This window comes from Geobacillus sp. C56-T3 (genome assembly GCF_000092445.1).
Classification (GTDB): Bacteria; Bacillota; Bacilli; order Bacillales; family Anoxybacillaceae; genus Geobacillus; species Geobacillus thermoleovorans.
Genome location: NC_014206.1, coordinates 1,542,575 through 1,561,839, shown reverse-complemented (window position 1 = coordinate 1,561,839; position 19,265 = coordinate 1,542,575). Strand labels below are relative to the sequence as shown.

General features: G+C 54.7%; 13 protein-coding genes and 1 pseudogene. 4 read left to right on the top strand and 10 right to left on the bottom strand.

Translation table 11 applies throughout. The annotated features are described in order from the left end of the window. Window positions 1–100: 100 nt before the first annotated feature. Window positions 101–1,780 (bottom strand): dihydroxy-acid dehydratase, encoded by a 1,680-nt coding sequence (gene ilvD, locus GC56T3_RS07880; protein WP_013145048.1) that lies wholly within the window; start codon window positions 1,778–1,780, stop codon window positions 101–103. A gap of 519 nt (window positions 1,781–2,299) precedes the next feature. Between ilvD and proB the strand changes: the two genes are divergently transcribed. Both proB and GC56T3_RS07870 read left to right on the top strand, forming a co-directional pair. Continuing rightward, on the top strand, window positions 2,300–3,424 hold the full coding sequence (proB, locus tag GC56T3_RS07875) for a glutamate 5-kinase (RefSeq protein WP_013145047.1): 1,125 nt from the start codon (window positions 2,300–2,302) through the stop codon (window positions 3,422–3,424). Continuing rightward, complete coding sequence (locus GC56T3_RS07870) at window positions 3,421–4,662, top strand: glutamate-5-semialdehyde dehydrogenase (protein WP_013145046.1); 1,242 nt, start codon at window positions 3,421–3,423, stop codon at window positions 4,660–4,662. Before proB ends, GC56T3_RS07870 begins: the two co-directional genes overlap by 4 nt. Before the next feature lie 407 nt (window positions 4,663–5,069). Here the strand turns inward: GC56T3_RS07870 and GC56T3_RS07865 are convergent, their stop codons facing one another. The 3 genes from GC56T3_RS07865 to GC56T3_RS07855 form a co-directional block, all read right to left on the bottom strand. Next, window positions 5,070–5,495: a GtrA family protein gene (locus tag GC56T3_RS07865; RefSeq protein WP_013145045.1), complete on the bottom strand. Its 426-nt coding sequence runs from the start codon at window positions 5,493–5,495 to the stop codon at window positions 5,070–5,072. Continuing rightward, entirely contained in the window at window positions 5,467–6,429 is a 963-nt protein-coding gene (locus GC56T3_RS07860; protein WP_013145044.1) for a glycosyltransferase family 2 protein, read from the bottom strand. Before GC56T3_RS07860 ends, GC56T3_RS07865 begins: the two co-directional genes overlap by 29 nt. A 242-nt stretch (window positions 6,430–6,671) precedes the next feature. Then, window positions 6,672–8,717 carry a glycosyltransferase family 39 protein gene (locus tag GC56T3_RS07855; protein ID WP_013145043.1) on the bottom strand — a complete coding sequence of 682 codons (2,046 nt, stop codon included), beginning with the start codon at window positions 8,715–8,717 and terminating at the stop codon, window positions 6,672–6,674. A 152-nt stretch (window positions 8,718–8,869) separates the two neighbouring features. On the opposite strand from GC56T3_RS07855, the gene GC56T3_RS07850 reads away from it, so the two are divergent. Continuing rightward, window positions 8,870–9,280, top strand: a complete 411-nt coding sequence (locus GC56T3_RS07850) for a hypothetical protein (protein WP_013145042.1) — start codon at window positions 8,870–8,872, stop codon at window positions 9,278–9,280. Between the two features lie 167 nt (window positions 9,281–9,447). Here the strand turns inward: GC56T3_RS07850 and GC56T3_RS07845 are convergent. From GC56T3_RS07845 to GC56T3_RS07820, 6 genes and pseudogenes are all read right to left on the bottom strand, one after another. Further along, a pseudogene (locus GC56T3_RS07845) lies at window positions 9,448–12,700 on the bottom strand (hypothetical protein). A 170-nt stretch (window positions 12,701–12,870) separates the two neighbouring features. Continuing rightward, the gene (locus GC56T3_RS07840) at window positions 12,871–13,437 is read right to left on the bottom strand and encodes a shikimate kinase (RefSeq protein ID WP_013145041.1); all 567 of its coding nucleotides are present in this window, start codon (window positions 13,435–13,437) and stop codon (window positions 12,871–12,873) included. A gap of 16 nt (window positions 13,438–13,453) precedes the next feature. Next, window positions 13,454–14,482 carry a LacI family DNA-binding transcriptional regulator gene (locus tag GC56T3_RS07835; protein ID WP_013145040.1) on the bottom strand — a complete coding sequence of 343 codons (1,029 nt, stop codon included), beginning with the start codon at window positions 14,480–14,482 and terminating at the stop codon, window positions 13,454–13,456. 176 nt (window positions 14,483–14,658) lie between these two features. After that, entirely contained in the window at window positions 14,659–15,858 is a 1,200-nt protein-coding gene (locus GC56T3_RS07830) for a CaiB/BaiF CoA-transferase family protein (protein WP_013145039.1), read from the bottom strand. Window positions 15,859–15,887: 29 nt separating this feature from the next. Further along, window positions 15,888–16,658, bottom strand: coding sequence for a type I 3-dehydroquinate dehydratase (aroD, locus tag GC56T3_RS07825; protein ID WP_013145038.1), 771 nt, complete (start codon window positions 16,656–16,658; stop codon window positions 15,888–15,890). A gap of 12 nt (window positions 16,659–16,670) precedes the next feature. Next, window positions 16,671–17,429 carry an IclR family transcriptional regulator gene (locus GC56T3_RS07820; RefSeq protein WP_013145037.1) on the bottom strand — a complete coding sequence of 253 codons (759 nt, stop codon included), beginning with the start codon at window positions 17,427–17,429 and terminating at the stop codon, window positions 16,671–16,673. Window positions 17,430–17,929: 500 nt separating this feature from the next. Between GC56T3_RS07820 and GC56T3_RS07815 the strand changes: the two genes are divergently transcribed. Further along, window positions 17,930–19,243: an MFS transporter gene (locus GC56T3_RS07815; RefSeq protein WP_013145036.1), complete on the top strand. Its 1,314-nt coding sequence runs from the start codon at window positions 17,930–17,932 to the stop codon at window positions 19,241–19,243. Window positions 19,244–19,265 lie beyond the last annotated feature (22 nt).

The window sequence follows — 19,265 nt, the reverse complement described above, 5'->3', positions numbered from 1 at the left end:
AAAATAAATGAAAGAGGCGGAAAAACCGCCTCTTTGATCCTGATCGTCTAATGGCGTCCCTCGCGCGCTTGGAAGGGGACAACGCTCTTACAGAAATCCGCTAAATCTTCATAATCCCCCCCGTGCTCGCCGATGTGACGTGTTTCGAGTAGCGGGCGAGATACCCGGTTTTCACTTTTGGTTCAAAGCCTTTCCAGTTCGCTTTCCGGCGTTCGAGCTCTTCATCGGACAGCTTGACGTTGATCGTTCGTTTCACCGTATCGATCTCGATGATATCGCCGTCTTGGATGAAAGCAATCGGTCCGCCTTCCGCCGCTTCCGGTGAAACGTGGCCGACGGACAAGCCGCGTGAGGCGCCGGAAAAGCGGCCATCGGTGACAAGCGCTACCTTCGTACCGAGCCCCATGCCGACGATTTGCGACGTTGGCGCAAGCATTTCCGGCATCCCTGGGCCGCCTTTTGGTCCTTCGTAGCGGATGACGACGACATGACCCGGCTTGATTTTGCCGCTGGCGATGCCTTCAAGCGCCTCTTCCTGCGAATCAAACACGATCGCCGGACCTTCATGGCGCGTGATGCCGCCTTGGACCGCGCCGGTTTTGATGACGGCGCCGTCCGGCGCTAAGTTGCCGAACAAAATGGCGAGCCCTCCCGTTTCCGAATACGGGTTGTCAATCGGGCGGATGACATCGTAGTTTTTCACTTCGCAGCCGGCGATGTTTTCACCGAGTGTTTTGCCGGTGACGGTCAGCGTATCTAAATGAAGCGTGCCTTCTTTTTTCGCCAGCTCGTTCAACACCGCCGAGACGCCGCCGGCTTCGTGCAAGTCTTCAATGTAATGCACATCCGACGCCGGCGCAAGTTTGGCCAAATGCGGCACCCGCGCGGCGATTTCGTTGATGCGCTCAAGCGAGTAGTCAATGCCGGCTTCGTTGGCGATCGCAAGCGTATGCAGCACCGTATTCGTCGAGCCGCCGAGCGCCATATCGAGCGCGAACGCGTTGTCGATCGCTTTTTCCGTTACGATGTCGCGCGGTTTGATGTCATGTTCGATCAAATACATCAGCTGCTTTGCCGATTGGCGGACAAGCTCTTTGCGCGCTGGGTCAACCGCCAAAATGGTGCCGTTGCCTGGCAAAGCGAGCCCGAGCGCTTCAGCGAGACAGTTCATGGAGTTGGCCGTAAACATGCCCGAACACGATCCGCACGTCGGACAGCCGTAGCGTTCGAGTTCTTCGAGCCCTTTCTCATCGAGCGTTCCGCCTAAATACGCCCCGACCCCTTCAAACACGGACGAGAGCGAAATTTTCCGCCCGTCTTTCGTCACACCAGCTTTCATCGGCCCGCCGCTGACGAAAATCGTCGGGATGTTGAGCCGCATCGCCGCCATCATCATCCCTGGCGTAATTTTGTCGCAGTTCGGAATGCATACCATGCCGTCAAACCAGTGCGCCGAGATGACCGTTTCGATCGAATCAGCGATGATTTCCCGGCTCGGAAGCGAATAGCGCATCCCGATATGCCCCATGGCGATGCCGTCATCAACGCCGATCGTGTTCATTTCAAACGGCACGCCGCCTGCTTCGCGAATCGCTTCTTTCACGATTCTCCCAAACTCTTGCAAGTGAACGTGCCCCGGAATAATGTCGATGTACGAGTTGACAACCGCGATGAACGGTTTGTCAAAATCCTCCTCTTTCACGCCGGCCGCCCGCAACAAACTCCGGTGCGGGGCGCGGTCGAATCCTTTTTTGATCATGTCGCTACGCCGCTTTTTCATGTCCTGGTCCCTCCATCGTGCAGATTGCTAGGTTGCTAGTATTGTACCACTTTTTCTAATAAAAAGACAATTACCTTTATTCCGAATGCGTTTTCATGATCTACTCCGCGAAAACGAGTCAGAAAAATCAGCCGCTCCTCTTGACAACCGGAGCATTTGGCGTCATAATTTCTTACAAATTATAAATCGCAAGTCTATCCTTGACAATGAAACAACGAGAACGGCACGGGATTAGTAAACCGAGGGAACGCGCCAGAGAGTGGAACCCACAGGCTGGAAGGTTCCTCGCGGGAAGCCGGTTGAACCTGCCCTAGACGGCCGCTTATGCAAACATAAGCCGCACGCCTGCGTTACAGGCTAGAGGGGGCGCTTTGTGCGCCAAAAAAGGTGGTACCGCGGAACGCTTTTCCGTCCTTTTGCAAAAAAGGAGGAAAAGCGTTTTTTATTGGCCGGCCGCTTCGCAGGACGGCTAGGCAATCCAACTCATGCCATTCAACACGCAAAGGAGGGAGGAACGCGATGAAACGGCAGCGCGTGGTGATCAAAATCGGCAGCAGTTCGCTCACCGATCCGAAAGGCGGCCTTTGCCATGACAAGCTGTTCGATCACGTTGAGGCGATCGCTTATCTCAAACAGCTCGGCCATGACGTCATTCTCATCACGTCCGGCGCTGTCGCCGCTGGTTTCGGACCTTTAGGCTACCCGGCGCGCCCGACGACAATCGCCGGGAAACAGGCGGCCGCGGCCGTCGGGCAAAGTTTGCTCATGCAGGCGTACAGCTCGGCGTTCGCCCAATTCGGCTTTACGGCCGCTCAGCTGTTGTTGACGCGCAGCGACTTTTACAGCCGCGAGCGGTTCCGCAACTTGTTTGCCACGATCACCACACTGCTTGAGAACGGCGCCGTGCCGATCATTAATGAAAACGACTCCGTTTCCATCGAGGAATTGACATTTGGCGACAATGACATGCTTTCGGCGCTTGTCGCCGGCTTTTTGCACGCTGATGCGCTCATTTTGCTTACGGACATTAACGGGTTGTATGACGCCAATCCGAAAACGAATCCGCAGGCGAAAAAATACGCCTTTTTGCCGGAAATCACCGATGAGATGATCGAAGCCGCCGGCGGCATCGGTTCAGCCGTCGGCACCGGCGGGATGCGCTCGAAGCTTCTCGCGGCTCGAAAAGCACTCTCGTTTGGCGTCAGCGTGTTCATCGGCGCAGGGAGCGGCAAAGAAAAACTGGCTGATATTTTAGCTGGAAAAGGAGACGGCACGTACATCGGCGCTCCGTTTCCGAAACAAATGCAAATGCGCAAACAATGGATTGCTTATCATGCTCCTGTCGCCGGCACGGTCACGGTCGACAGCGGGGCTGAGGAAGCGTTGCTTATGCGTGGGAAAAGTTTGCTCCCCGCTGGCGTAACAGCTGTTTCCGGCGATTTTCACGCCATGGATGTCGTGGATGTCGTCAATGAAAAAGGGATCACGATCGGACGCGGCCAAGTGTATTATGCCGCCGCCGATTTAGAGAAAGTGAAAGGACTTCCAAGCGAGGAAGCTCGGCAATATTCCTACCTTCACCGCCCGGAAGTCATCCACCGCGACAATTGGGTCACGTTGCGAAAGGAGAGTGTATCGAAATGAGCGAACTGCTCGAAAAAGCCGAACGGTTGAAAACCGCCTCACAAACGCTCGCCATGCTGTCAGCGGAGGAAAAAAATGCGGCGTTGGAACAGATCGCCCAAACCCTTGACCGCGAACGCGCCTTCATTTTGCAAGAAAACGAGAAAGATATGGCCCAAGGCTGCAAACAAGGGCTGTCACCGGCTTTGCTTGACCGGCTCCAACTCACAAATGAACGCCTGGACCAAATCATCGACGGCGTCCGCCAAGTCGCCTCGCTTCCTGACCCGGTTGGAGAAATCATCGCAGAGTGGACGCGGCCGAACGGGCTTCGCATCCAAACGGTGCGCGTGCCGCTTGGGGTCATTGGCATGGTGTACGAAGCGCGCCCGAACGTGACGGTCGATGCGGCGAGCCTTTGCTTGAAAACGGGCAACGCGGTTTTGCTTCGCGGCAGCACATCAGCGCTTCATTCGAACAAAGCGCTCGTTCGCGTCATGAAAGAGGCGCTCCGCACGACGACCGTTCCGGAAACGGCGATTGAACTGCTCGAAGACACAAGCCGGGAAACGGCCCAGCACATGTTTCGCCTGAACGAGTATTTGGACGTTCTCATCCCGCGCGGCGGAGCCGGGCTCATCCGCTCGGTCGTCGAAAACGCCACCGTGCCAGTGCTTGAAACCGGCGTCGGCAACTGTCATATGTTCATCGACGAATCAGCCGAGCGGCAAATGGCGATCGACATCGTCCTGAACGCCAAATTGCAGCGGCCGTCCGTCTGCAACGCCGTCGAAACGGTGCTCATCCATGAGCGTTGGCCATATGCCGACGACTTGCTTGAGACGCTTCACGCCCGCAACGTCGAGCTGCGCGGCGACGACCGCCTCGCGTCATCGTATCCGTTCATCAAGCTGGCGACGGAAGACGACTGGCATGCGGAATATTTGGCGCCGATTTTAGCGGTTAAGCTCGTCGCCGATGTCGATGAGGCGATTGCCCATATCCGCCGTTACGGAACGAAGCACTCGGAAGCGATCATCACGGAAAACGAGGCGAACGTCCGCCGCTTTTTCCAAGCGGTCGACGCGGCTGTCTTGTACCATAACGCCTCCACCCGCTTCACGGACGGCGAACAGTTCGGCTACGGAGCGGAAATCGGCATCAGCACACAAAAGCTGCACGCCCGCGGTCCGATGGGGCTTGTCGCCATCACGACGACAAAATCGCTCGTGTACGGGACGGGGCAAATTCGCGAGTAAAGCCAAACTAGACGCGGGCTTCTTCTTTACAGACATGCGAGCAAGAAAGCCCACTATTTGGCCCGTTATCGATGTATGAATCAAATGGCGAAACGATCGACCACATAACACAATTAGGATCAGCAACGAATCGAAGTGCTTTGTCCGTGCTTACAGACCGGGAATGAGAAATTGATTTGATGTCGCGTGGACATTGTTTGATTTCCAGCGAATTCACAAATTAGTTGTGTATCTCTTCAAGCAGCGTTTAAACTGATGATTGAACGGGCGAAGAAAAATAACACAAAAGCCTCTTCTGCCTTTGTGGGCGAAGAGGCTTGTTTCACTTCAATGCTTTGTACCAGGTTCGCTTTTTTTCATCATTCCTAAGCGCTCTTTTAGGATGCAACCCAATTCTCCTTAACATGTCAGCGCAGATCGAAATCATCCAAATCATTTTTTTCCACAAACACCCAATAGCGGCTGCCGATAAAATTCACCGCCATCCCGGCTATCGTCGCCGCCATTTTCGCCAGCCAAAGCGGCGTGAGCCGTTCCGTTGCAAGCAAAACGCCAAGCGACACGCCAAGCGACAACCCGTTGACGACAAGAAAACGCAACAATTCCCCGATGTTCGCCTTTCGTTTCACTTGAAACGTCCATAGCCGATTCCAAATGTAGCTGTTCGCCATTCCGGCACCGTAGGAAACGACTTGGGCGGCCGCCGCCGGAGCGCCTGCGGCAGTCAACAGAAAAAAGACGGCGAAGTCCACCGCGGTATTGCTTACCCCGACGATGGCAAATCGCCATACGGTTTGTTTTTCTTTACGAAATGTATGAAGGCTTTCGTTCATGTTTCGTCCTAACTCCCCACGTTTCATTGATGACATAAAGCGGACGCTCTTTCACTTCATCAAAAATGCGGCCGATATACTCTCCAATCACACCGAGCATGAGCAGTGTCACCCCGTTGCAAAGAAGCATGGCGATCAAAAGCGACGCCCAACCGGTGACCGTTGAGTGGGTGAACCACTTTAAGTAAAGAACGACAATGATGCCAATGGCGCTCGCCGCCGACAACAAAAAGCCAAGCAAACTGGCCAGCTTCAGCGGCTTGTATGAAAACGAGGTGATGCCATCAAGCGAAAACCGAATCATGTTTTTGAGCGGGTATTTCGTCTCGCCGGCGAAACGCGGCTCTCGCTCGTATTCAACCGCCGTCTGCCGGAAGCCGACCCAGCTCACCAGCCCCCGGACAAAACGGCTTCGCTCCCTCATATAGCGTAGCTGATCGCACACCTTCCGGTCAATGAGGCGAAAATCGCCCGTATCGACCGGAATGTCGATTTCGGTCGCCGCCCGCAACAGCCGATAAAACACATACGCTGTCCATCTTTTGAACACTGTCTCACCCTTCCGCTTGACGCGCCGAGCATACACCACTTCATACCCTTCCTTCCAGCGCTTGATCATCTCCAAAATGAGCTCAGGTGGATCTTGCAAATCGGCGTCAATCACGATGATGGCTTGTCCGGAGGCATAGTCCATCCCCGCGGTAATGGCGATTTGATGGCCGAAGTTGCGGGAAAAGTCAATGTACTTCACTGTGTCATCCTTCACGGCTAATTCCTTCAAGATATCCAGCGTCTCATCCGTGCTGCCGTCGTTAACAAACAACAGCTCATACGGCCCGTCCGTCTGCTCCATCACCGCTTTCAGCCGCCGGTGCGTCTCGCGGATAACAGGCGCCTCGTTATACACAGGGATAATGACAGAATACGTCGCCATGCCTGCTCCCTCCTTGTTCGCTTCTTGCGTTTTTTCTGCGAAAGGGCAGCTTACACACGCTTTTCGCTTTGCTCTCCGAAAAAAGAGCGCTCCAAACCGCATCGTTTTTGCACCTTCGCGATGGCGGCACAGCTTTTCCCGTGCGACATCTCATAATCTCGTGGAAAGACCGTGCGGCGCTCCCTTTGCAAGTGGAAAAACGTTATGAACTGCATTCGCAAAAATACTCGAGCACCGGATGGCTAGCCGTTATACACGTACAGCGTCATCCCACCGCGGCCCATGCCGCCGATGGCCGCGCTTTGCCCATCCCCCCATTGTGACGACGGCACTTCTTTGCAATGCGTTTGGATCCATTGCACTAGCTCATTGTTGCCCTGTCCCTCTCCGGAGAGAAGGAAATACTTCACTTCGCCGTTTTGGACCATCTTCTCCAGCTTCCCGGGGGTCAACACTGGATCGGCTCCCCCAAACCCACCCATCGCCATCACCGCGCGGTCGGTATGAAGCATCATCTCCGCCGCTTCGGTTGCTCGAATGGTCGCGGCCAAGTATTTTGCTTTTCCAGCATGTTGCTCTAAATAAGCCACCAAGGCGGCCAATGAATGATTGTCTCGATGCTCAATCCCCTCATCCGACCGCGCAGTGTTTTGCCCTTGCCGCCAGCGCCCGTCCTGCCCCGCCGGCATCCCTGCAGTCAGCATGGCGCCTCCTTCCCGACGCAAATCGGGCCCTGCATATGGAATCGTGCTGTTTGTTCCGTACAACACAGGTGTGAGTGACCAATACGCCGGCAGCACAAGCAAACCAAACAGCGCGGCCGCATAGACGATTCGCTGCCAGCGCTCGCGCCCTTCCATCGCCAACCAGAGGCAAACCATCGCGAGCCCATAAAATCCGACCGCCATCGGCCACACGGCCGACAATGAGTGGTTGTATTGCCAAGCGATCCATATGTCAAACGCATAAGTGGCCAAAAGAGCCGTCGGAAGCAGCCATGACATTCGACGTTCACCGATTCCAAACGGAGCGAGCATCTTTCCTCCTGCTCCCACCAACACCGCAATCGCCGGAGCCAGCATACTTAAATAGTAACGATGGTAAAACCCGGCGATGCTGAAAAACACCATCATCGGTCCAAGCCAAGCAAGCCAAAAGAGCAAGAAACGATGAAACAACGTTATTTGGCGGCGGCGCCATACATCAGCCACCCATCCGACAGCTACCACCATAACAAACGGCAGCAGCCAACTCGCTTGTCCGGCTAAAGGAAGTTGGAACAGCCGAAAAACGCCGGGATCGCCAATCTCTCCGCGGCCGATGCCGCCCATGCCGCCTCCTGGAGCAGAAGGAGGGGCTCCTGGCGCTCCGGACATCGAAGGTGGCGCTGCTTCTGAAGGAAATGCGCCATTCTCTCCACCGTTTGGCGGTGCAGTTATGCCGCTCGTTTCTGTCAACCTCTCTCTCCAATTAAAATCCGTCCCCATCCTGCCGCCCGGCCCGGCCTCCCCCGTCAGCCGTTCAATGCCGTTATACCCAAGGGCCAGCTCCAACACCGAATTTGTTTTGCTGCCGCCAATGTACGGACGTTTATCGGCCGGAATCAAAGCGACAGCTCCCGCATACGAAAGGGAAACGGAAAGCAGCACAACTGTGGCCATCGCCAAATGGCCCATCCGTTTTTTCCAAGGTGTTTTCGCCGCCATCCAATAGAACAAATAAAACGCCGGCAGCACCATGTACGCCTGCAGCATTTTCATATTAAACCCAACACCAACGACCGCAAAACTGCCGATCAACCATGCCAGCCGCTTGGTCATGACGGCCTTCATCAACATCCAAACAGCGACAAGCAGCGTAAACACCAATACGGCATCAATGTTGTTCGTACGCGCCACGGCAACAAACACCGGGGTGCAGGAAAAAATGAAGCTTGCCCAGCGCCCCGCTGCCCGACCTGCCCACGGCTTGACGATCACATATATCATCCAGGTCGAAGCAACGCCTGCCAACGCTTCCGGAAGCAGCACACTAAAGTCGCTGACCCCGAACACTTTCGCGCTCAACGCCTGCAGCCAAAGCGCCACCGGCGGCTTATCGACGGTAATGAATCCCTCCGGATCAAGCGCGGCGAAGAAAAACGCCTTCCAACTTGCAGCCATGCTTTTCGCCGCCGCCGTATAATACACATTGGAACCGCTGTTTCCAATTTGATAGAAGTGCAAAAAAGCTGACCAAGCCATGATCGCCGTAATCCATCCATCCCATTTCCATTGTATTTTCTTCATCGACTCTCCCTTTCCGTCATGTTCTTTGTCTCCTACCGTTACGTTACATAGTGTTGGTGAAAGTTTGGTGAAAAAATAGAGCGAATGGACAAGGTTTTCATTTCGCTGACCGCAGTCATGTGCTATGATAAAGGGGAAAGGGGGTGAATCGTGTGGAAGGAGCCACGATCGTGCAGCAAATTTTAAAGGCGCTTGACTTGCATTCCGATAAAATCCAACAACAAATGAAGGAAATGGAAGATCGGCTGCGCACCGAAATCCAAGATACGGAAAGCCGACTGCGTGCTGAAATTCAAGACACGGAAAGCCGGCTGCGCGCGGAGATCCAAGATACAGAAAATCGGCTGTATGCCAAAATCCGCGAGACGGAAGACCGGTTGCATCAAAAGCTTATGGATCTGGAAAAACGCACCGACGCTCGATTTGAACGTTTAGAAACGAAAATGAACTATTGGCGTCTTGAATGGTCAGAAACGCAGGAAACCGTCGACTTCCTCGCCCGCAAAACCCTCCAACATGAGCGAAAACTCCGTTCCCGAGCTGGACAAAACGAAATCTCTTAAAAACGAAAAAAGTCAAACCGACCGCCGGCACTTTCCTGCTTGACGGTCGGTTTGGCTTCTCTATTTCGTTTCTCGCCCGTTTTACTCGAGACGGATTCTTTTTTGAACAGGCGCCCACTTTGATGAATCATGGTGATGTCGAATGGAGGCAAACGTTTTTCCCTTTTTTATTCCGCTCCCTGCTGCTTTGCGATGTTCACACGCGAAAACGCCTCTTTCATCATCTCATACGACCGTTTCAGCCGCTCATGATAGCGCGGCGCCTCCCACACCGGCCACGCATACTCATAAAATCGCTCCGCTGGCAGCACGTCCCCGTTCATGGCTGGGAAAGAAAACGAATCGTCTCCATCCTCAACGTACAAACCAAGGCGAATGCCTTCAACGATGACACGGCTTTTGAGCCCGCCTTTCGACCACATGTCGCCCATCACCTCGCGCCGGCTCGGGTCGGTGACATTGAAGAGCGCCCATGGCAGGCGGATACATATCGCCATCGCGGCTTACACTGATATCCGTGAGCGAATCGTACGCCGCATCGTCGGGGTTGGCCGTGCCAAACCGCAACACCCCTGTTTCATATGAGTCGAACGGCACGGCCTTGCCGCGGGCTTCTTCCAATTTTTTGTTCAACGTCAGGCGAATCGGGTGGTAGACGCCGTTATCTTTCCCGCTGGCGTACGGCGCCGCCGGCATCATGTGCAGCCCTTTGCCGTAATGGTAGTAAAACGTGTCATAGTAGCTGTCGACAAGCAGCCGGGCGCTCTGTTTTCCATGGATGACCAAGGCAAAGTCAATTCCCGCTGTCCGGACGTCAAAAAGACCTGGCAGGCGCGATTGCCCTTGGTTCGGGATCGTGTCAAACGCGATGTATGTCGTAGTGTCATCGGTGATGCGCCCGCTGTCAAGCCGCACATACAAATACCCTTCATCGCTTGTGACGTACAGCGCCCGCTTGCCATCCGTCCAGGCCGGCCGGATTCCGTTGAACGTCCAATCGTCTTTCCGTCCGTCCACCTTGATCATCGCGGCCGCGCTCGGGCCCGGCTCAAACCGAAGCAGCCCAAAATGTTGTTCGTTCGTCTGCGCGTTCAGCCAAAACGGCCGCCTATCCGGGTTGTCATAATCCATCGTGTTCCACGTCCGCTTGAACCACTCATCCTGCCAGGAAAACAACAGCCCGCCGGCCATTCGCTCATGAACGATGTCCTCAAACAGCTTGCGGTCGATTGACCCTTGTTCTTGTTCCGACAAAAATCCTTGGTTTTTCCCGTTCACGTTCCGGTGCGCCATGCCCCGTGAAGAAGGAACGCCGAATTCGGCGACCAAAATCGGCATCCGGTGCACCGCCTTCAGCTCATGCAAGTAGCCAGCATAGCTGTTGTTCTCGCCGCGTTGGTCAACATAGCTGACGTACTTTTCCTCACGATTCAAAAAGTCAGGGTAATACGGATAAATGTGGTATGACGCAAACAGCCCGGTGTGCAGCTTGTCGGTGGCATGCATCACATTCGGGTTGACGGAGACAAGATCTTCTTTGACAAGCGGCTCGGCCGGATGGCGAAGGGGATCGGTCGTCGCCCAGTTCGTGAAACTGACCGGCCGCTGCCAGCCATATGTTTCCGTTTCATACGCCACCGCTCCGTCGATCGCGCGGGCCAGCCACACTTCAAACGGACTCGCCCCTTTCGTATAAATGTAAGCGCCGCGGTAGTCGCCCTGCTTATGGTGTTTCTTGTTCGTTGCCGCCACCACTTCCGGATCCCATTCGACACCGAAAATCCAACCGAGAACGTATGGGGAAAGATCGTATCGGTACACCCCGCCGGCATGCCCCGGCCGTTTCGCAATGCGAGCGCTGCCGTGAACGATGTCGATCGTGCGGCGGATCTCGGTGTGAAACGCCTCGTTCACTGCAGGCGCCCACACATCCTTCGTGCGAAGCATCGCCGCTTCATCGATCCAGACGCCGTGAAACAAATAAAGCGGCTGCTTCGCTATTTGATTGTACTCGTAAAGCGCTTCGTAAAAAGCCGGCGGGTGGATCGTATAGACGCGGATGGCGTTCGCGCCCATCGCCCCGATGTACTGCAGCCAGCGGAAATATTCCTCTTTGGTAATCTTCGTTTCCCCAGGGAAGGCGCCGGGTTTGCTGATGCCGAGGTTGACTCCTTTGATCAACAGCGGCTCCCAGCGCCCGTTGCGGTATACTTGAAGGTAGTCGCGCCCGACCGTTCCCGCCAGGCGGATGCCGGCCTGTTCCGCCGTTTGAACAGCGGCCCGCGGCTTCCCTTCCTCTTTATATGTCTTCGTTTCCCGCAATATCGCCTTCATCATCGGCACATACGCCTTCCAATAAAACGCCGTGCCATCATCCGGACGGTTGCCCGCCGTCCATTTGCGCCACACATCCAGCCCGACCGTCTGGTAAACGGACGGCAATTCTCCTTGATCGGCGTAATCGCCGCAAAAATAGTACGACTGATACGTCCGCGCCTCGTGACGGACAACGGCCGGAAAGGAAAACGGCAGCCCGATCGCCCGCAGCTTCTCTTTGCCGCGTTCGGAAAGCGACAGCGTGTATGTCGCCAGCACCCCGCGCCCGTCGATCGGCGTGACGATGTCAAACCAGTACGAATACGGCGCCCGCACGCTCTTTCCCCACTGCGCTTCCCCTGCTTTTGTAGACGAAAACACGACACCGTCCGTCCCTATATCGCGCCGGTCAAGGACAAGGAGCCGATCCGTTTCATCCACCAACACCATGCCCGAGCCGCGAAACGCAAACCGTTTTCCGTATTGCGCTTCGTAGTTTTCTCTCACCCACACCGGCACTTCTCGGCTTCCCAAATCCGGAAAATAGCGGCCGATCCAACCGGTCCACTCAAGGCCAAACAACTGCGCAAACGATGCGCGCACCTCTTTTTCCGTCGGATGGGCCATCGAGTTGAACTCGGCGATCAACGTTTTCCCGCCTTGGCGGGCAAACTGCCAAAGCGCCTTCATCTCCTCCTCATCAAGCCCGCCGTGCACTTTCGCCGACCGCGCCCCGTCCGTTCGCTTTCGGATGAACTCTTCTTCATATACACCGTACGTGTCGGCGATATAAACAGCATCATACCGGGCCATCGCCTTTGGAAACGGCCGCACGTCGTACGTTCCCTCTTTTTTCGGCACAAACCCGGCATAATCACGCGCCGTCTCATACCGCTTCCCGTTGTCGTGAACATATTTTTGCTGATTGAGCAGCCAAATAAGCCCTTGATGCTCGCGGTACGACCGATCCGGCACGGTGTGATCGACGATAAGCAAATCGAGCTTCGTTTCCGGCTTCAGCCACCAAAGCCAATACGGGGCGGACAGAAGCAACACCGCCAAGACAAGATACACATAAAGCCAACTGAACACCCGCTTCTCCATCTCCCCACTCTCCCCGTTCCCTCCCTATTTTCCTTATAACAGAAGGAAGGATTGTCCAGCAAGAATGAGCGAATTTTCCTATGCGGTCCATCACCCTTCAAACCATAGCGAAAAAAAAAAAAAAAAGCAAGCCCCTTGCCAGGAGCTTGCCCGCCCGCCAACATGCCTCCTTAGCGATTCGGCTCATACACGTCCCACGTCCATTTGATGGAGTCGACGATTTGTTTCGCCGCCTGCTCCGCTTCTAATTCATTGATCACAACGCGGGAATGATGAAGCGCATAGGCCGATTGACGTTGGAAAAAGAGCTGCTCCACTTCTTCCAACGTTTTGTTTTTCAACACTGGGCGGCTGTCGACAATGAGCGGCAGCCGCTCTTCCTTCCAATGCTCCCACGACAAGTCAAGGAAAAAGACGATGCCATGAGCCAAACAGGCGCGCCGCACGTCTTCCTGCAAATACGCGCCGCCGCCAAGCGAAAGGATTTTCAACCTCGTATTCGTGCACAAATCGACGATCAGCTCCCGCTCGACCTGTCGAAAGTACGCTTCCCCTTTTTGCGCGAACATCTCCGGAATCGACATCCCGTGCCGCCGCTCGATTTCTGCATCGACATCGATAAAGTCGCGGTATAGCTTCTTTGCCACGAGCTGCCCGATCGTTGTTTTCCCCGCTCCCATAAAGCCGATCAAAATGATGTTTCGCTCGCGGAGCGGGATGGCGGTTTGCCTCTCCACGTTGCTTCACCTCTTTTTACTCTCTCTTTCCGGAAGACTGGCGGATAACGAGTTCCGGATGCAAAATCGTCCGTTTCGGCTCGCCGTCATCCCCTTTCATGCGTTCGTGCAATCGCCGCGCTGCGTACGCACCGATCTTTTCTGGGAATGCAGCCACCGTCGTTAGCGGCGGTTGAAACAGCGCGGATTCTTGAATGTTGTCAAAGCCGACGACCGCAATGTCACGCCCCGGAACGATCCCTTCCTCTTTTAAGCCAAGCATTGCGCCGAACGCGACGACATCGTTGTAACAAAAGAGCGCTGTCGGCGGGTTTGGTTGCTGCAACACGCGTTTGGCCGCCATTCGCCCGCCTTGCCTTGTCGTCGCCGATGGCACAAGCAGCGTGTCATCCACCTCAATGCCTGCTGTGCGCAAGGCGTCGCCGTATCCTGCCCGGCGCGCCTTCCATACGGACGACTGTGGGGAACCGCCGATAAAGGCGATGCGCCGATGGCCGCGTTCGAGCAAATGCTCGACCGCCATCCGCCCGCCGGCAACATTGTCAATCCCAATATAATCAAACAACCCGGGCGGAAGCTCTTCGCGGGCGAACAATACGACGGGGATGTCCCATTGCCGAAGCCGCTCGAGCATCTCGGTTGAACATCCTGGAACCGGGCTCATGATCACACCGCCAACCCGATGCTCCAGCATCGTCGACAACAAGGCGTCTTGCTTTTCCGGCCGGTCAAACGTCGTGCCTAAAATGACGGTATATCCTTCCTGATCAAGCGCCTCGTGGACGCCAACAAGCAGTTCGGAAAAAAACGGGTTGTCAAGCTCCGTAATGATCAGCCCGACCGTCGATGAACGCTGCGAACGCAAATTGGCCGCCACGCGGTCATAGACGTAGCCAAGCTCTTTCATCGCTTGGAGCACTTTTTCCCGCGTTTCTTTCGAAATATTCGGACTCCCGCGGACGACAAGCGAAGCGGTCGCCCGCGACACGCCGGCGTGTTTGGCGACTTGCTCGAGCGTTACGCGGGAACGCTTTTTATCTGACACCGTTCGAATCACCTGCTTTACCGTCGCTTTCACCTATCAAAAGTATAAAGGCTGGCGGCAAGCAGTGTCAATGCAAGGCGTGGGCTGCCGGGAAAACAAACTTCGAAACAAAAAACCCGGCAGCCTCGCACAAGGCAAAGAGCCGGGAAGGCGGAAAGCCGCAGCCATTCGCTCATTCATATGATCTCGTTTTCTCTCAACCGCTCAATGTCTTCCTTGGACATGCCAAGCATCGTTTGCAAAATCTCTTCGGTATGCTCGCCTAAATCCGGAGCGATGCGGCGGATGGCGCCTGGCGTTTTTTCGAATTTCGGCACAATGCCGGGCATTTTAATTTTGCCAAGGCGTGGATGGGCGACTTCGATGATGTTTTCCCTCGCTTGGTAATGCGGGTGTTCAAAAATATCTTTAATGCTCAAAATCGGGCTGACCGGCACGCCATGCTCATCCAAAATGCGGAGCAATTCATCGCGCGTCTTCGTGCGGATCCAGTCGGCGACGATGCCGTTTGTCTCTTCATGATGGGCGAGCCGCCGTTCGTTTGTGCAAAATTTCTCATCCGTCAACATATCTTCCCGCCCCATCGCTTTCGCGAGCCGCTCGAACGTCGAATCGGTGCTTGTGACGAGCACGACCCAATGCCCGTCTTTCGTCATAAACGTGCCCGCCGGGCTCGAATGGCCGGACAATCCCGGCGACCGCTCGCGCACTTTGCCTAATTGGTCATATTCCGCCACCAAAAACTCCATCATGCGGAACACCGATTCGTAAAGACCGATATCGACCATCTGCCCTTCGCCATTCGGATGGACATCGCGGTGGTAAATGGCCGTCACCGCCGCAAACGCCACATAAATGCCGGTAATGTAATCCGTCAACGAAAACGATGGGCTGACCGGCGGACGGTCCGGATACCCTTGCAAATACGTAAACCCACTGAACGCCGTCGCCGGTGTGCCGAATCCGGCTTTCTCGCGAAACGGACCCGTTTGCCCGTAGCCCGAGACGCGAATCATCACCAACCTCGGATTGATCCGCTTCAGCTCTTCATATCCGCCGCCCCATTTTTCGAGCGTGCCGGGACGGAAATTTTCAATGACAATATCGACGTGGCGGACAAGTTGTTTGAAAATGTTCATTCCTTCTTCTTTGCGCAAATCCAACGTGAGCGACCGCTTATTGCGCGCCAACCCCGGCCAGCGAAGCGGTTCTCCATCCTTAAACGGCCCGACATGGCGCAATGTGTCCCCTTTCCCCGGCAGCTCCACTTTCACAACATCGGCGCCAAAATCGCCGAGCAATACCGCACCAAACGGCGCCGCGATCATCGTTGAAACATCGAGCACTTTGACGCCTTCCAACGGCAAACGACCCATGATGCTCTCCTCCCCCAAAGGTCCAATTATTAGCTGTATTTCATGATGACCGACAACACATCTCTGACTTCTTCAATGGGAATTTGCCCCGGAGCTGAGCTTTGTTGGCCAACGGCAAACGTGACGGCCGAACCGAACAATCCCCCGACCAAACGAGTGATGGCGCCCAATCCTCCCATCGACATCGTAATGAGCGGGATCTCCAACCCCTGCCGCGCCTCCTCGGTCGCTTGCAACAAGTCAAGAACGTCTTGTCGCGATGTTGGCATGACCGCCACTTTGGCGATATCGGCACCATGTTGCTCAACTTGGCGCATTTTGGCGACAAGTTCTTCCTTAGATGGCGTACAATCAAAATTATGATAGGACAAAACGAGACGCACCCCATAGCGGCGCGTCAGCTCTCGGACAGCGGGGACATGCGGCTCATGGACAAGCTCGTAATCAAGCAAATCGATCGCGCCGCTTTGGCACACTGTTTCAAACAACCGCAGCTTTTCCTCTTCTGTCAAGGAAATCGGTCGGCCGCCCTCCAGTTCGGAACGAACCGTAAACAAAATCGGGATGTCTCCGGCGATCGCCCGCATCTCTCTCGCCGTTGCCGCCACTTGCTGTTCGTCCTGAATCGCCTGGAAAAAGTCCGCACGCCATTCAATCAGATGCGGCTTTTTCGCGCTGATTTGCCTTGTTTCCTCTAACACTTGCTCCGCGTCCGCTCCAACGACCGGGGCGCAAATGCACGGCTCATCTCCCCCGATCAAGACATTGCGCACACGGACGGCGCGTTTTGAAATCGCCATATGCTCTCCCCCTTATGGTCGATAACCTAGTTTTTCTGAAATCGCTTGTGCTCCTTCTTTCACGATCGTTTCGAACTTCTCGAGCACGTCCGGCGTAAACCGATGCGTCGGCCCGGAGATGGACAAGCAGGCGCTAACTTCCCCACGGATATTGAAAATCGGCGCCGCAACGGCCGCAGAGCCGACTTCCCGTTCATCGACGCTAGACGCAACGCCGCGCGCCCGAATCACCTCAAGCTCCGCCGCCAGACGAGCCAAGCGTTCCTTTGTCGGCACTTGCGCGAAAATTCGCTCTTGAAAGACGGGCGATTGGTATGCCAACAATACTTTTCCTCCCGCCCCCGCCCAAAGCGGCAGCCGCTCGCCGATTCTCACCATATGACGGAGCGCCTGAAGCCCCTCGCACTGTTCGACGCAAACGCGGGCATCTTGTTCCAGCACGTATAAGTTCACCGTCTCCCGCGTCTCATCGCGCAGCCGCTCCATCACAGGCCGCGCGATTTCCCGCACTTCAATCGATTTGCCGGCAATATATCCTAAATAGTACAATCCTTGTCCAAGACGGTACTTTAACGTCTCCGGATCTTTGACAACCAAGCGGTTTTGCTCCAGCGTAGCGAGCAAGCGCGTTGTCGTCGATTTAGGAAGCGAAATCTTTTTCGCAATTTCCGTGAGTGATAGCTCTTGTTCCTCAAGGGTAAAACAATACAAGATGTCAATGGCCCGCTGCACCGTACGCAATCCGGCCTCGTGCTTTTTTTCTTCCTTCAACTGTTTGTCTCCCCCCTTCCTTATGTTCCGTTCAACGGAATTAAATTTCTTTCATCGGAACCTTACTCCCATTTTAGCATCTTCGGTCACCGCCGTTCAAGCTTTTTTTCGCGTTTCCTTCCTTTTCAGTTTCAACAAGGGAAAGGGCGGCGAAGCCTCTTCTTATATTCAAACGTCTGAGCGAAGACACATGCTGCTTTGGGCCCGTCTTCCTGTCCGTCCATTGTCTGAACGGATTGCATAAACAGTTCAAATTTTTCAACAAGTTATGGACAAACGAGAGCGAACTTTGTTATAATCCATTCAAGAATTCCATTTATAGAAAATGAGTTACACATAATGGAACAAAGAAAGGGGATGATCAGCGAACATTGGGGAATCGATCATTTCATGGGATGATGAAACATCGAAACGCGATGTCCATTGAAAGGGAACTCGCTATTTTTTCTCTCTAACACTGTATGCGTTTTCCCGCATCAACACAAGGATGGTGAACCGTGATGAAGAACAAACGCCGCTGGGCGATTGCGTTTTTGATCGCCTTAGGAGTCATTATCAACTATTTCGACCGCATCAACATGTCCGTCGGCATTCAGCCGCTGGCGAAAGAGTTCGGCCTCACGCCCGGACAGCTCGGCATTTTGCTGTCTGCGTTTGCTTGGTCTTATGCCATTTTGCAAATCCCGGCCGGCGTTATATTGGATAAAATCGGCGTCAAATGGGTGACGCGCATTGGCACGATCATTTGGACGGTGGCGTGCTTTTTGACTGCCATCGCCAGCGGCCAAGGGATTGTCATGTTGTCACGCGTTTTCTTGGGCATCGGAGAAGCGCCGTACTTCCCGGCAGCCGCCAAAGCAGTCGGGCAATGGTTCCCTCGCCATGAGCGCGCCACCGCGATTTCCCTTTATGATGCCCAATCAAAGCTGTCGAACGCCATCGGCACTCCGATCATCGCGTGGATCATCACTGAATGGGGATGGCGGGCCGGTTTTTATACAACCGCGGTGCTCAGCTTGGTTTACGCCGTCATTTTCTGGGTGACATACCGCGACCCGCATGAAGACAAACGGTTGTCGAAAGAAGAGTACAACTACATCGTCCAAGGCGGAGCGCAAAAGCCGGACGAAATATCTGGAAACGTTTGGGAGACGATTCGGTATTTGCTGACGAAGAAAAAAGTATGGGCGACATTGATCGGGTTTGCTGCGTATGGCTACTCGTGGTTTTTGTTTCTCACGTGGCTTCCCGGCTATTTGGCGACGGAAATGCACATGTCGGTGCTGAAATCAGGCTGGTACGCCTCGATTCCGTGGATCGTCGGCACGATTTCAGAGATCGCGATCGGCGGATGGCTCATCGATCGGCTCATCAACAAAGGAGGACATTCAACGCGCGTGCGAAAAACGTTTTTGATCATCGGCATGCTGCTTGGGCTGTCCGTCATCGGCGCCGCTTTCACGACAAACCCAAACATCGCGATCCTTTGCATTTCGATTGCGCTCGGCGGCCTAGTCATCACGTCCTCGATTGCCTACAGCATTCCTACATTTATTGCGCCGACCGGCACGGTCGGGACGTTGACCGGCCTGTTGACGTTCGGCAACAACTCGATGGCGATTGTCGCACCGATCGTGACGGGGTTCATCGTTCAAGCGACCGGCTCGTTCATGTACGCGTTTCTCGTCGCGGCGCTCATTTTGCTCGCCGGCATTTTCAGTTATATCTTTTTTCTAACCGATTTGGAGCCGATCGAGCCGATCCCAAAGCCTGAAGCAGCTCAAAGAACAGTCATCCCACACATCAAAGCGTGATAAACAAGCTAGGAGCGCCTTC